Source organism: Candidatus Bathyarchaeota archaeon, from assembly GCA_026014745.1.
GTDB lineage: Archaea > Thermoproteota > Bathyarchaeia > Bathyarchaeales > Bathycorpusculaceae > Bathycorpusculum.
In genome coordinates this window covers 714109-727242 of sequence record JAOZHS010000002.1, presented here as the reverse complement: position 1 = coordinate 727242, position 13134 = coordinate 714109, and the positions used below count along the sequence as shown (strand labels likewise).

Genomic DNA, 13134 nt, shown 5'->3' with positions numbered 1-13134 from the left:
GGCGTTGTTTTATGGTAAACTTTATAGCCCTTCCAAGCGCCATTCCCAGCGGGAGAACCAGAAATGAAAGTTGTCGTCCACTGGAGCGGCGGCAAAGAATGCTGCCTAGCTCTGCACAAAGTCATCGCGCAAGGTCACCAAGTTGTCTGTCTACTCAGCTTTGAGTACCAGCGTCCCTACGTTTTCCACAGCTTCCCCATTATGGAGCTTCAATCCAAAACATTAGGCATACCGCTCCGAGTTGTCCGCATCAAAAAACCCTACGAAGACATCCTTGGCGCACTCACCAAACTCAAAGAACAACAAGGCATCGAAGGCATAGTTACAGGCGACATAGCGGGGGCAGGATGCGCATTGGTTCATTCCAGCTACTACGAAAGCATGGCTAAACAGTTGGGACTCGCGTTTCTGATGCCTAACTCAGGCGACACCTACGACGTCTTAAAAGAAGTCGTCAACATGGGTCTGCGTCCAGTGCTTAACTGCATAAACACCGACTTTTTCGGCGACGAGTGGCTAGGCAAAAAACTTGACCCCGAATCCATCAAGGAACTCAAAGCATTAGCCGACGAAAAAGACATCGACGTAGCAAGCGAAGACGGACAAGGCTACCACAGCACCGTCGTGGAGGCGCCGCTTTTCAAAGAGAACATTGTGATTGGCAAGTTTAAGGTTAAGAAAAAGAAGGAAAAAGCCAAGAATTGGAAGCGGCACTGGCAGTATATGGAAATCAAAGAATGCTCTTTGGTGCCCAAGCAGGCATCCAAATAACATACCTTTTTTGGTTTACCCCATTATGGGGTGTCTTGTGAAAAACCAGTTTTTTTGAGTAAACTAAATAATACCCAAGACATAGTCTCTACATGCTTCGGGGAAGAACATGAAAACTCGCATCACCCTTATCAATCCACCTTACCCGGCTGGCGCCCATTCGCATCCAGCGTTTATGCCGTTAGGCATCGGCTATTTAGGCGCGGTTCTCACCAAAAACCACTACGAAGTCAAAGTCATCGACTGCCAAGCCCAACACGTCAACTACGAGCAACTAAAAGAGACGCTCACCAAAACCCACTCCGACATCATCGGCGTAACCTGCACCACCTTGACCTATAAATCGGCGTTAAAAATCCTAAAAACCGCCAAAGAAGTCTACCCCAACTGCGTCACCGCTATGGGTGGTCCTCACATTACATTTTGGGATAACCAAGGGCTCCAAGAAGCACCCTACTTAGACATCGCCATACGCAACGAAGGCGAACTAACCATCGTTGAACTTGCCGACCGCATCGAAAAAGGACAAGCCTACACCGACATTGTCGGCACCACCTGCAGAAAAGACGGCAAAATCGTCAGAAACCCAGACCGACCCCCACTTGAAAATCTCGACAGCCTTCCCTTTCCCGCGTTACATCTTTGGGAAAAACTCGGAGAAATCCGAAAATACGGCACCATACCCTACCCCATCTTAGGTAGCCGCGGCTGCACGTTCTGGTGCAACTTCTGCACAACCGTCCGCATGTTCGGCAGACGTTACCGTATGCGTTCCCCCAAAAACGTCGTGGACGAAATTGAGTATCTCCACAAAAACTATCACGCTAACCAATTCACCTTCTACGACGACGCCTTCACCGTAGACCAAAACCGCACTATGGAAATCTGTAACGAAATCCATCGGCGTGGCCTCAAAATCAAATGGGACTGTGAAACCCGAGTTGACATGGTCAGCAGAGAGCTTCTTTTTAAGATGCGTGAAGCTGGCTGCATCGCTGTCTGGTATGGCGTCGAGTCAGGCTCCAAAAAGTTGCTGACCAGCATGGGCAAAGGCTTCAACCTAAACCAAACCCGTCGCGCCTTTAAGTGGGCTAAAGAAGCAGGGCTCATGACGGTTGCTGGCGTCATCTTGGGCTTCCCCGGCGAAACCAAAGAAAGCGTCTGGGAAACCATCCGATTCGTCAAAGAACTCAACCCCAACGACGTCGGCTTCTACATCGCCACCCCCTATCCGGGTACGCCGCTCTACGATGAAGTCAAAGCTAACGGCACCCTCAGAGTGTTCGACTTCGACAAATACGACACCGCCACACCCACCTTTGAAATCCCCAACATGACCATGGCTGAATTAAGTCAAATCCGAGAACAAGCCTTCCAAAGCTTCTACCTAAGCCCCGCCTACTTCATCAGCGCCCTTGGCATGTTCAAAAAAGGCAAAATGTGGGGACTAGGCGCAACACGACTGATTCTGGCGCATTTCCGCCGTGCCATAATCATGAAAGTCACAAACCCCTCAAAGTAGGCTGAATTGCTTTGATATTGTTGATGACGACGGCTCCGCCGGAAAAGTCTCTTTGGGGCATGCCCGGCAAACTGGCGCCGTTAGGCTTAGCCTACGTTGCCGCCGCACTCATCAAAGCAGGCTTCGAAGTCGAAATCTACGACAACTACCTTCTCGGGCGCCCCATCAGCGAAGTCCAAGCCGAAGTCGCGAAGAAGCAGCCCAAAATTGTAGGCATAACCTGCAGCAGCCTAACCTATGGACGCTGCGTAGAAACCGCCAAAGCCATCAAAGAGGTCTGCCCAACCTGCACCGTTGTGGTGGGTGGTCCTCATCCTTCTTATATGCCTGAAACCCTGCTGCAACACCAAGAAATTGATTATGTTGTTATCGGTGAAGGCGAAGCAGCCATGGTTGCGCTTGCCCAAGCCATCACGCAGGGTCAACCTAAAACCGCAGCCGCCAAAAATGCGGGTGTTGCATGTAAAATTAATGGTCAAACAAGTCGAACGCCCCAACAGTTCATCGAAGACCTCGACGCCATCCCCTACCCTGCACGCCACCTTCTGCCCCTAAAAATGTATGACCGTACCCTCATGTATCTCAATTCCAAACCCGTTGACACCATGAGTATCCAACGCGGCTGCCCCTACCAATGCGCGTATTGCGAAACCCGCCAACTCTGGGGTAGCAGTTGCCGCGCATTTTCGCCTCAACGAGTCGTGGACGAAATCAAGCATCTAGCCGATAATTATGGCACAAAAGGCATCTACTTCGTCGGCGACAATTTCACAATTAACAAGAACCGAACTGCTGAGCTTTGCCGCCTCATCAAAGAAAACCGCCTCGACATAGAGTGGATTTGTGAAACCCGCGCAGACCTAGTCAACAAGGAGCTTCTTGTAGAGATGAAGTCTGCGGGTTGTCAGACCATGTTTTTTGGGGTTGAATCGGGTTCGGAGCGGATTCAGCAGAAGCTTAACAAAAACATGGATTTAGCTGAGGTGAAGCGCACTTTTGAGTTGTGCCGCCAAGTCGGCATTAAAACCTCCACCTCCTTTATGCTGGGCATACCTGGCGAAACCGTCGAGGACATGCATGAGACCTTCAAATACGCCAAGAGCCTCAATGCTGACTTTTGCCAATTCAACATCTACCTCGCTTGCCCCGGCAGCAAACTCTACGACGAAGTCATAAGTCAAGGTCTCTACGACCAAATGGACAACTACCTTGCACGGGTCAAAACGCCTGAATTTGACTATGACATGCTTGTTAAAATCCAGCGTGATTTCCATCGGAACTGCCAAAAATCTGCCTCACGCCTGCTTCGCGTCATAAAAGAGGAAGGTATCGGAAGCGCCCTCAAAAAAGGCACTAAACTCATTTTCCACTAAACAGGCACATTGATGAGTTTTAGTATTTCTACGAATGCTTGAATGGGCACTTTTTGGTCGGTGACGTTTTTTATTAGCATACGTCCGCCATCAAAGAGGCTGACCTCTAACTTCATAAAATCAAAAATAACCAGCATCGGCGCCTTGACGCGGATTTTTAGGCGCTGCTTTTTGATTTTCGCGCAGGCTTGATCCATACTGAATTTTATGGGGGCGGCTGGGGTTATGTCGGCGGTTGTGTTTCCGCAGAGCCAAACGATGTTTAAGGTTAAGTTGCCGACTACTTGTTTCTCTGACGTTTGGTTCATCTCTCCAGCATTACCTGTTTAGGGGACAGGTTGCTTTATCAACATTACGATACCCAACCACTCAGTTGAGTTAAGTTGAGGCTGAATCTTTGGGTTTTAGCACCGCTTCCTCGATGTCCATGTAGAGGAAATCGCCTTCACGGAACGGGGAACCCCCGAAATCAATCACTTTACTGCGTTTGGTAAACTTTGTGATTTCAATGCGTTCCTTAAACAGAGGCGCATCTAGGGTTGTGGAGTGGTATTCGCCTGGTTCGCCTGAGATGTCGATGCCTTTGCCTGCGGGACCCACCAGTGGCTTCATATCTTCTATGCATTGGCGGTCAATTTTGCGTCCCAACCATTCGGGCGTGAAGTAGCGTTGGTCGATGCAGCTAAGGATGGCTTTAACGCCAGTGGACTGCTCGATTTCCATGACGCGTTTGCGGTAGCGGCTGCCCGGAATCAGGTTTAGGGGACGGTCCCAAAGCGGCATGATGAGTTCGACGCCGAGTTTTTTGCAGGCATCCTTCCAGACGCGGCGGTGATGGACGTTGTCGATGTCGCCTGTGACGATGGCTTGCACGCCTTCTTCTTTGTGTAGACGCTCAAGGGTGCCCATGATGTCGTCATAGCGGTTGTCAGTGATTCGCACAAACTTATGTGGAAGACCAAGGGTTTTGGCTTGTAATTCGATGACTTTGAAGCTGTGAAAAGCGTAGGGGTCCATGTAGATGTAGGTGACTAGACAGGCGACTTCGTGACCTTGTTCAATAATTTTGTGCAACGCGGTACAGCAGTCTTTACCGCCGCTCCAGTGAACAACCACTTTCATATCAATGCAACATCCAAGACAGATTTATTGTTAGACTTAACACGTGAACTTATTAACGTTTACGAATATGGCGCAGAAAACTTGCAGACCCACTAAAAGCAGGCACAGAGTGAAACACAAGGATTTCTACTGGTTTTCAACATGTTAATGGGCTGGTTTTGGGTCAATAGTGACCTACCCCCCTTAGGAAAGTAGACCCCCTATAGGTTTCTGCATAGAACCACTAATAGGATCCAAATAGGCGGCAAATAGATTTGCGGGATAGGTTTAGTTTAGGTTCTTTTGCTTCTGCGCATAGACCTGCTCTAAGGTTTCCTTCATTTTCCGAGCGTCCACATCCAGAATGGGTGTTTCACAAATCATGGTTGGATGCAGCCCAAAATCCGCGATGATTTCAGCAAGCCAGTGGAAGTCGGGTCCATAACGCTTCTCATCAAGGGTGTGGTGGCGTATTTCTCCTTGCAGCCCAAATTCGATGGCGCTAAAATGACAATGCATACTTCGCAGGGCTTGGGTGCCGAGTTCGCGTTCAACTTTCTCCGCGATTTGGCGCATGTCCTCCAACTTTCTAAATGTGCCCTGATGCAGCGCATGGAGGTGTCCCCAGTCAATGACAAGCTGGATGCCTTCAACTTCCTGATTAATTTTTATAATTTCATCGATGGTGCCAACTTGGGATTTTCTGCCCATAGTTTCAGGACCCAGCTTAGCTTTTAACCCGCGGCTCTTCATTTCAGCAGTGACTTCTTTTAAGGCGTCTATGCAGGTTTTGAGCACGTAGCCTTTTTCACATTTACCATAGAAACCCGTGTGAAAAACGACCACGTAAGCGTCCATCCAGTCCGCAGCGGTTGCGGCTGCGAGCAGACGTTGTTTGCTGGCTTCTACTACTTCGCGTTTCCCTGCGAGGTTAATGAAGTAGCTGCCATGCATGCTGAGTCGGACATCGTTTTGTCGGGCTTCTTCTCCGAGTCTGCGTGCGTCTGCTTCTTTGACTTGGGGTTTTGCTCCCCAACGCGAGGCTTGATACTCAAACGCGTCCAATCCTTCCTCATGCAGCAGCCGCGGCACATCTGCCATGGTGGCGCCCATTAAGCGAAACATGGGCGGAACGCCTGCGGGGCCGAAACGTGTACGCTCTGACATAGAATCCCTTTTGCTATGTGATGGTTGTTCTCTTTAAAAAATGTGCAGCGAAAAGCTGCTGGTTTAGAAGAAGCTGGTTATGGTGGGGATTGGAATCGCCATTACGAATGAATAGATTGCTACAATCAAGATTCCAATGGAGAGCGCCAAGAGTAAATAGTCGCCTAAGTGTAGTTTTAGAGCGTAGAGGTTGGTGCGTCTTTTGACTGCGCCCCATGCGCGGGATTCCATGGCTTCGGCGAGTTCGAGGCTGCGGCGAATAGCGCTGACGATTAGCGGGATGAGGACAGGTATGTAGTTTCGGATGCGTTTTAGTAGGCTGCCTTTTTCGAGTTCTAATCCGCGGGCTTTCTGGGCGTCCATGATGGTTTGGGCTTCCTCTGCTAGGACTGGTACGAAGCGCACGGCGGTGGTGAATGCGAAGGCGAACTCGTAGGGTACACGGGATTCTTCAAGTGCTAAGCCTAAGTGGTCAGGTGAGGTTGTGAGGAAGAACACGGAGAAGGATTCTACCAGCACGACGAATCGTAGCGTCATGGAGGTTGCTCTCTCTATGTCTGCGCCTGTAATGGTGTAGCCTGACATGAAGTAGGTGGTTGCGATGTTAACGATGAAGATGAAGGCTGCCAGAAACGCTGCGCCCCGAAGTGACCGTACCCACTGCCGCTCTACACGTGCCAAGAGTACGAAGGGTATCTGTAGCAGGAACAATGCCAGCAGGGGGATGATTTGGGAGAAGAGTATGGCGACTATGAAGATTATTATGACGTAGACGAATTTTACGCGGGGGTCCAAGTTGTGGATAGGCGAGGAGACTTTGCGGAATTTTAAGCCGTCAAAAACGCTCATCTGCCCAATCGCTCCTTGGTTTTTAATAGGAGGGCTTTTGCCTCGTAGATGTCGATGACGTCTTTGGGTAATCCTAAAGATGAGAGTCGATTGAAGACCTGCGCGATTTGCGGAAGCACAATCGAGGACAACTCAAGCAAGGCTGGGTCGGTGAGGATTTCTTTTCCTTCCCCGTCAGCTATGATTTTGCCTTCCTTCATGATGACAACGCGAGGATTACATTCCGCCACAAACTCCACGTCATGAGTGACCGTGACGACGGTTTTGCCCTGCGACTGCATCTGCATAATAAACTGCTGCAGAATCTCTTTCTGCTCATGGTCCTGCCCAATAGTGGGCTCATCAAGAATAAGCGTCTGGGGATCCCATGCCAGTACTGATGCTAACGCGACCCGTTTGCGTTCGCCGCCGCTAAGGAGAAACGGCGAGGTTTTGCGGTACTGCTTCAATGACAGCAAGTTGAGTGCCCAGTCAATGCGTTTCTCGATAGTTTCAGCGTCGAAGCCGAAGTTTTTAAGCGCAAACCCAATTTCTTCCTCAACACTTTCGCTGAAGAGTTGGTGATCAGGATTTTGGAATACGAAGCCGACGTTGCGGGCGAGGGTGGCGACGCTGGATTTGGTTGTTTCTACCCCGTTTATGCGTACGGTGCCCTGTGTGGGTTTGAGGAGTCCGTTGAAATGTTTGACGAGTGTGGATTTGCCTGCGCCGTTTTGTCCCATGATGGCTACGAATTCGCCGTCTTTTATGGAAAGGGAGACGCCTTTTAGGGCTTCCACCTTGCTTGGGTAAGCGTAGCGGACGTTTTCGGTCTCAATCACGCTTTGAGCGCCTCCAAAATCTGTTCAGCCAATTCCTCGGCGCAGAGAGGGATTTTTTCGCCTAAGTCTAAGCCTTCTTTTTTGAGAAGTTCATAGAGCAGGGTGGGTTTGGGGATGCCGACGCCGATTAGGCGGGTTTCTTCGGAGCTAAGTATTTTTCTGGGGTCGCCTTCGAGGCAGATTTGCCCCTGATTCATAACAATGAGGTGGTCGGCGTATTTGGCTGTCAAATCCAAACGATGCTCAACCAGTATGACGGTTATGCCTTGTTCTTTGTTGAGTTTGTAGATGACTTCAAAGATTTTCTCCGCACTCAACGGATCCAAAAACGAGGTGGGTTCGTCTAATACGATGATTTCGGGTTCCATGGCTAATACCGAGGCAATCGCCACCCGCTGCTGCTGTCCTCCGCTGATTTCATGCGGGGAACGTTCACGGATGTCAAAGATGCCTGTTTTCTGCAGTGCCCAATCCACTTTTTGGCGCATTTCAGCACGTGGGACTCCATTGTTTTCTAACCCGAACGCTACGTCTTTTTCGATGGAGAGAGCGAAGAGTTGGTTTTCGGGGTTCTGGAACACCATGCCGACGTGTTTGGCCATTTCGTAGGTGTGGCGATTCAGGGTGCTAAGACCCGCGACGGTTATTTCGCCTTTGAGTTCGCCCTGATAGAAATGAGGCACTAACCCGTTGAATGTGCGGCACAGCGTGGTTTTTCCGCAGCCGCTGGGTCCAGTTATGAGCACAAATTCGCCCCTCTCAACCTTAAAGGACACATCATTTATGGAGGGTTTTGATGCGCCGGGATAGGTGTAGGTGAGGTTTTTGGATTCGATTATAGCCATGAGTTGTGCCTGCATCCTTAAGCGTAACTGTTTGCTCATTTAAGCGTAGCTACGCAATTTTGGTATTTTCTGGTTCTTAACGTTTTGGCGCGATTAATTAAGAATTTCCATTGAACGCTATAAACAAGTCTAAACCCTCTAAACAGCCCCTAACCTGTCACATCACCGCTAAAGGTGGCTATTGGGTTTTGGGGATTTTCTGCTTAAGCAACGCCAAGCATTGCTTGAGCGCCGCATCAATTTCGCCACTGCCACTCACACCAGCAGCCATCGCATGTCCGCCGCCCACGCCGCCTAAAAACTCGCCCAAAGGCGCCGCAATATCGGTGCCCAAGTGGACGCCAGCTAACTCATGGAATTGGCGTGTGCTCCGCAGGCTAATTTCGACTTTGTCATTTTTTTTGCCTGCAACCGCCGACATATGCGCCCCCAAATCAACCAGCGCCTTCGCCGCGGGAGCCTGATACGCGCTTACATGGGAAAGCGCGATTATCCATCCGTCGATTTTGAGAACTTTTGCGCGTTTGCATGCTTTGAGTTTGGCTACGCGTTCAGAGGGGTCGATGGGCGCGGCGAACATCATCAGCGTCTTTTGCACATCGATGCCCTTTTTGGTTAGTTTTGCCACAATCTGCAGGGTATCGGCGCTGCCTAAGGCGAAGTGGCGGGTATCAAAGGCTATGCCTACAAAGAGGGCTTTGGCTTCGTTTAGTTTGGGTTTAACTTTGGCTTGGGTGTAGAGGCGGTAGATGAGTTCGCAGTTTGCGGCGGCTTTCTCGTCAACTATGCAGACCTTGCAGAGTTCAAGTGTTCCTTGGTTGGGTGCATGGTGGTCGATTATGATTTTTGGAGCAGGTGACTTCTTTACGGTTTCCGCTGCTTCATCGATTTGCTCAACTGTGTTCATGTCGAGGAGCACGATGGCTTCGGCGGATTCTATGTTAGGCTTCAAATTCACCACGACGGGTAAATGGTCCAGAATCTGCTTCGACGGTTTATTGATACCTGCGGGGCACCCGATTTCGAAAACAACGTTGGGCAAGAATCGTTTAAGCAGCCCCTGCAACGCATACGCGGAACATATGGCGTCCGCATCAGCGCTGCGATGACATAGTAGTAAAACAAAGGATGCCTGCGTTGACTCTAAAACGTCGAGAAGTTCTTTGAAGCTCATTGTAGATTTCTCAAATAGTTTTCTGTTGCTTGATGTGCCGCCTCAACCGCTCCCTGCACCACTGCTTCTGCAGCTATGAGTTTTGCTTCTTCTGATAGGACCAAGTCGACTTCGACGGTAACGTTAACGGGTTTTGTACCGTCGGCTTCTACACTGATGTCTAAGTGGTCCACCAGTTTAGCACTAACTTGGGAGAAAACATATTTTTTGGCTGCGGCTTCAGCGGTGGAGCATAAAAGTTCAATTTGCTCGGTGGTTAGCTCTGGAATGCCGAGCTCTACCATCAAGCATACCGTCCTTTTAGGATAATGGTTGACCTGATACTGGGCTTAGGTCTTCTTGCAGTTTGGTTTGGGCTTCTTTGACTTGGCTGCGTAAGCGTTCTTCTTGGCGGGCGATGACAGTGCTGCGGGTTTCGAGGAGTTCTTTGCGTTCGACGAGTTCAGTGTTTACTTTAACTTTGTCAGCTTTAACGAGTAGTGAGCCGATGGCTTTGTAGACTACTGCATCATCGGCGGTTTTTGCGAGTTCCGCGATGGTTTGGTCGACTTCGGTTTTTTCCATGTCAACCTGTTGTTTCTGTGCTAATATGGATTGGAGTGTCTGCTGGAGTTGTTGGAGCCGAAGAAGCCTTTCTTGGACGTTAGGCGGTAATTTGGATAATTCATCACTCAAAGTTTATTCCTTCCGTACCAGAAATGAGAGGCGCTATTAATTAAGCATTTCCAACACGAAGCCCCCTGTTTTTGGATTCTGACCCTGCTGTTCATCTGGCTGATTGTCGATGTTAGGGGTCTTCGGCGTTTACCCGCCGCGCTTCTTTTGCCCATTTGTGGGTGCGGTTGTGTTTTTTCTTGATATGTGCGCTTCGATTTTAACGGTACCTCAAAAGTGTTGGAAATTCGACAAATTTTAGATGATACGTGTGCATAGTGGTAAAATTCATAAGCTTTTAGTGATATAGCAGTCAGTTGAGTGTGAAACCGTTGCTCGAAGGTAGACCACCGCTAAATATGCGATTTTATGGCGTCATCGCAACGGTACTTGTGATTTGCATCTTGATGGCGGCGTTCATATCTCTCCAACCCTCTTCCCAATTGGACTCATCCTCCGTTCCAACCGTCCAGCCCACATCCACTCCTTCTGCTAGCAACAACCTCAACGACACAGGCACCATAAACGCCACCACAAACACTAATTCACAAGCAAAATCCGAGTTATTGACGAAAGAGGACGCCTTGGCGATAGCGATGCCTATTATTGAACAGTATGCCGCAGAAAACAATCGAACCCTGACTGATGTTGACGTGTCTTTTAATCCGGCGGTGAAGGACATTAATGGTTTTAGAGGTGAGCCTGACTTGAATAATTTATTTGCTCAGAATGCTACGCCTGGTGAGATAATTAAGGCTCAGAATAAAGCTCCAACTTATCCTGCTTGGGGTATATCGGTTGGGTTTGAACGCACTCCTGACATTGTTTGGGGTAACCCTCAATATTGGGTGGTTGGCTACTCGGTATGTATTTGGGCGGACACTAAACAAATTTATTACTCCAACCCAGACGGTGTGATGTGACGCAAAATTCTACTTGCTACACAAGCAAAAAGTGGGCTCTTAAGCGCCGTGAGCTCTTTTTAGAAAGCTTTTAACATCGTCAAAACATTCACTATCCGTAATTGCTGTGCCCGAAATGACGTTTATTGCCCAAAGGAAGCGAATCATCCTCGCAAGCATAGCCTTAGTCGTGATAGTGTTGAGTCTATCCGTAGTCTATTCCCAGCAAGCCGCAAGTAACAGCCGCCAAAACAACGGCAAACTAAGCCGCGTAGCATGCCTAGGTGACAGCATTACTGAAATTACTGGTTACCCCGAGTACCTCCAAACTCTAATTGGCAATGGCTCGGTCGTGGGCAACTTCGGCGTCAGCGGCGCCACAGTCAACCTCTGGAGCGACCGTCCCTACTACTATGAGCTGCGTTTCCGTGAAGCACGCGACTTCGGGGCAACCACAGTGGTCATTCAGCTTGGAACCAACGACGCCCGCATAGACAACCTGCAAAAAATAAGCAACTTCACCGCCAACTATGAGCGGCTCATTCATCGGGTTCAGAACTGGACAGATGCCCCGCTTTATCTTGTGATTCCCCCGCCCGCTTATACCAATGCGCTAGATATTAATGCAACTTTTTTGGTGGATGAGGTTATCCCCCGTATCTATCAGGTTGCCCAAGATGAAGGGTTACAAGTAATTGATCTCTACACGCCCTTTCTGAGTAACCGCGAATACTTCCCCGATGGTGTGCATCCTTGCGCGGCGTGTGCCCAAGAAATCGCTCAAATCGTCTACGACGCCATCAAATAGGCTTTTTTAGCCGATTAACTTGTTGAGCACTGGTATTCGCCGCATTATGAGAACGAGTCCCAATGTTATGAAAAAGGTTAGCGTTGCGAGCAGAGGGATTTCTACGATGGGGTTTAGGGTGTTGATGCTTAGGGTGAAGCCAAAGAATCCCCTCTGGAATGACTCCATGATTATGAGGTGGAAGAGAAAGATGGGTAGCGTGTTTTTGCTTATGGCTGATATGAGCCGTTGGAGATTGGGGTGGGTGCTGGTGGGCCAGTCAGAGCGAACTTTTGATAGCAGCAGGAAAACTGCTACTGAACCTACGATGACGTTGGCGGTTAGGTAATCAAAGAACAGGTAAGTTAGGTTTAAGCCTGCAAAGGGATAAACCATTAACCCTACGCCAATTAGCGTCCACGCAAACGACAATGCCAGTAGTCCGTAGAGGAGTTTTGGTTGGAGCTTGACTTTTTGGAGATAAGTGCCCAAAATGTAGTAGCCGACCCATCCGCCGATAATAAACACGGTTGTGTCCAAGGCGAATCCAGCCGCTAAATTGACAAGGGGCAACACTGCGACACCCACAAACCACAGCAACAGCAAGTATCGGATGATGCGGTCGCTTGCATTGGCGATAAGTACCCTAAGAATCGGCGTTATGAGGTATAAGCCAACGATTAGGTAGATGAACCAGAACTGGTAGTAGGCGCCTGTGAAGAGGCTTTTGAGGATACTGTCGCTTATGTTCTGTGCGGTTAAGGGGAACTGATAGATGAAGAACCCCCAGATGATGTAAATCGCGGTCCAGAAGAAGAAGGCTAACCCAATGCGACTCAAGCGTTTGCGCAGAAACACACGGATGGGTTCTTCAAATTTGCTGGGCTGAAGCAGCAACGCGCCGCTTAACATGATAAAGAGGGGTACGCAGGAGAGCGAGAGTGTTTTGTATACGGCGCCTGTCCACCAATACGGTGAGCCGACGGCATCCACTTGGAGAGCTTCGTTGGCGGCGTGTAGCAACACAACCAGCACGATGGCTACTGTGCGGATTAGATCCACTGGTAGCGCTATCTTTTTTGTTGAGTCTAATCCCTCGTTTTCCAAGTAACACGCCTTATAATTTGACTTATAGAATAGTGCCTAACTGAGAACTTATAAAACTGCT

General features: G+C 49.3%; 15 protein-coding genes. 5 read left to right on the top strand and 10 right to left on the bottom strand.

Annotated elements, in window-relative coordinates; all coding sequences use genetic code 11:
• Window positions 1-63: 63 nt before the first annotated feature.
• The 3 genes from NWE92_10435 (at window position 64) to NWE92_10425 (ending at window position 3666) form a co-directional block, all read left to right on the top strand.
• Entirely contained in the window at window positions 64-771 is a 708-nt protein-coding gene (locus tag NWE92_10435; GenBank protein MCW4030046.1) for a hypothetical protein, read from the top strand.
• 109 nt (window positions 772-880) lie between these two features.
• The gene (locus NWE92_10430; GenBank protein ID MCW4030045.1) at window positions 881-2293 is read left to right on the top strand and encodes a B12-binding domain-containing radical SAM protein; all 1413 of its coding nucleotides are present in this window, start codon (window positions 881-883) and stop codon (window positions 2291-2293) included.
• A gap of 23 nt (window positions 2294-2316) precedes the next feature.
• Window positions 2317-3666: a B12-binding domain-containing radical SAM protein gene (locus tag NWE92_10425; protein ID MCW4030044.1), complete on the top strand. Its 1350-nt coding sequence runs from the start codon at window positions 2317-2319 to the stop codon at window positions 3664-3666.
• On the opposite strand, the gene NWE92_10420 is transcribed toward NWE92_10425, so the two are convergent.
• From NWE92_10420 to NWE92_10380, 9 genes are all read right to left on the bottom strand, one after another.
• On the bottom strand, window positions 3663-3974 hold the full coding sequence (locus tag NWE92_10420; protein MCW4030043.1) for a hypothetical protein: 312 nt from the start codon (window positions 3972-3974) through the stop codon (window positions 3663-3665). The genes NWE92_10425 and NWE92_10420 overlap by 4 nt on opposite strands.
• A 70-nt stretch (window positions 3975-4044) precedes the next feature.
• On the bottom strand, window positions 4045-4788 hold the full coding sequence (locus NWE92_10415) for a diphthine--ammonia ligase (protein ID MCW4030042.1): 744 nt from the start codon (window positions 4786-4788) through the stop codon (window positions 4045-4047).
• 267 nt (window positions 4789-5055) lie between these two features.
• A complete protein-coding gene (locus NWE92_10410; GenBank protein MCW4030041.1) occupies window positions 5056-5934 on the bottom strand; it encodes a TIM barrel protein in 879 nt (292 codons plus the stop codon).
• Between the two features lie 63 nt (window positions 5935-5997).
• A complete protein-coding gene (locus tag NWE92_10405; protein ID MCW4030040.1) occupies window positions 5998-6783 on the bottom strand; it encodes an energy-coupling factor transporter transmembrane protein EcfT in 786 nt (261 codons plus the stop codon).
• Window positions 6780-7604, bottom strand: coding sequence for an energy-coupling factor ABC transporter ATP-binding protein (locus NWE92_10400; GenBank protein MCW4030039.1), 825 nt, complete (start codon window positions 7602-7604; stop codon window positions 6780-6782). The genes NWE92_10405 and NWE92_10400 overlap by 4 nt, the downstream gene beginning before the upstream one ends.
• On the bottom strand, window positions 7601-8488 hold the full coding sequence (locus NWE92_10395) for an ATP-binding cassette domain-containing protein (GenBank protein ID MCW4030038.1): 888 nt from the start codon (window positions 8486-8488) through the stop codon (window positions 7601-7603). The genes NWE92_10400 and NWE92_10395 overlap by 4 nt, the downstream gene beginning before the upstream one ends.
• Window positions 8489-8627: 139 nt before the next feature.
• The gene (locus NWE92_10390) at window positions 8628-9623 is read right to left on the bottom strand and encodes a DHH family phosphoesterase (protein ID MCW4030037.1); all 996 of its coding nucleotides are present in this window, start codon (window positions 9621-9623) and stop codon (window positions 8628-8630) included.
• Window positions 9620-9907, bottom strand: coding sequence for a DUF3194 domain-containing protein (locus NWE92_10385; GenBank protein MCW4030036.1), 288 nt, complete (start codon window positions 9905-9907; stop codon window positions 9620-9622). Before NWE92_10385 ends, NWE92_10390 begins: the two co-directional genes overlap by 4 nt.
• Before the next feature lie 16 nt (window positions 9908-9923).
• Entirely contained in the window at window positions 9924-10298 is a 375-nt protein-coding gene (locus tag NWE92_10380) for a prefoldin subunit beta (GenBank protein ID MCW4030035.1), read from the bottom strand.
• 296 nt (window positions 10299-10594) lie between these two features.
• On the opposite strand from NWE92_10380, the gene NWE92_10375 reads away from it, so the two are divergent.
• Window positions 10595-11200 (top strand): hypothetical protein, encoded by a 606-nt coding sequence (locus tag NWE92_10375; GenBank protein MCW4030034.1) that lies wholly within the window; start codon window positions 10595-10597, stop codon window positions 11198-11200.
• Window positions 11201-11315: 115 nt separating this feature from the next.
• Window positions 11316-11987 carry a GDSL-type esterase/lipase family protein gene (locus NWE92_10370; GenBank protein ID MCW4030033.1) on the top strand — a complete coding sequence of 224 codons (672 nt, stop codon included), beginning with the start codon at window positions 11316-11318 and terminating at the stop codon, window positions 11985-11987.
• Between the two features lie 6 nt (window positions 11988-11993).
• Here the strand turns inward: NWE92_10370 and NWE92_10365 are convergent, their stop codons facing one another.
• Window positions 11994-13073 carry an acyltransferase family protein gene (locus NWE92_10365; GenBank protein MCW4030032.1) on the bottom strand — a complete coding sequence of 360 codons (1080 nt, stop codon included), beginning with the start codon at window positions 13071-13073 and terminating at the stop codon, window positions 11994-11996.
• Between the last annotated feature and the right edge of the window lie 61 nt (window positions 13074-13134).

Excerpts from the sequence above, each read along its gene's own strand:
- NWE92_10435 (MCW4030046.1), top strand. The coding sequence starts at position 64 with ATGAAAGTTGTCGTCCACTGGAGCGGCGGCAAAGAATGCTGCCTAGCT.
- NWE92_10430 (MCW4030045.1), top strand. The coding sequence starts at position 881 with ATGAAAACTCGCATCACCCTTATCAATCCACCTTACCCGGCTGGCGCC.
- NWE92_10425 (MCW4030044.1), top strand. The coding sequence starts at position 2,317 with ATGACGACGGCTCCGCCGGAAAAGTCTCTTTGGGGCATGCCCGGCAAA.
- NWE92_10420 (MCW4030043.1), bottom strand. The coding sequence starts at position 3,974 with ATGAACCAAACGTCAGAGAAACAAGTAGTCGGCAACTTAACCTTAAAC.
- NWE92_10415 (MCW4030042.1), bottom strand. The coding sequence starts at position 4,788 with ATGAAAGTGGTTGTTCACTGGAGCGGCGGTAAAGACTGCTGTACCGCG.
- NWE92_10410 (MCW4030041.1), bottom strand. The coding sequence starts at position 5,934 with ATGTCAGAGCGTACACGTTTCGGCCCCGCAGGCGTTCCGCCCATGTTT.
- NWE92_10405 (MCW4030040.1), bottom strand. The coding sequence starts at position 6,783 with ATGAGCGTTTTTGACGGCTTAAAATTCCGCAAAGTCTCCTCGCCTATC.
- NWE92_10395 (MCW4030038.1), bottom strand. The coding sequence starts at position 8,488 with ATGAGCAAACAGTTACGCTTAAGGATGCAGGCACAACTCATGGCTATA.
- NWE92_10390 (MCW4030037.1), bottom strand. The coding sequence starts at position 9,623 with ATGAGCTTCAAAGAACTTCTCGACGTTTTAGAGTCAACGCAGGCATCC.
- NWE92_10385 (MCW4030036.1), bottom strand. The coding sequence starts at position 9,907 with ATGGTAGAGCTCGGCATTCCAGAGCTAACCACCGAGCAAATTGAACTT.
- NWE92_10370 (MCW4030033.1), top strand. The coding sequence starts at position 11,316 with ATGACGTTTATTGCCCAAAGGAAGCGAATCATCCTCGCAAGCATAGCC.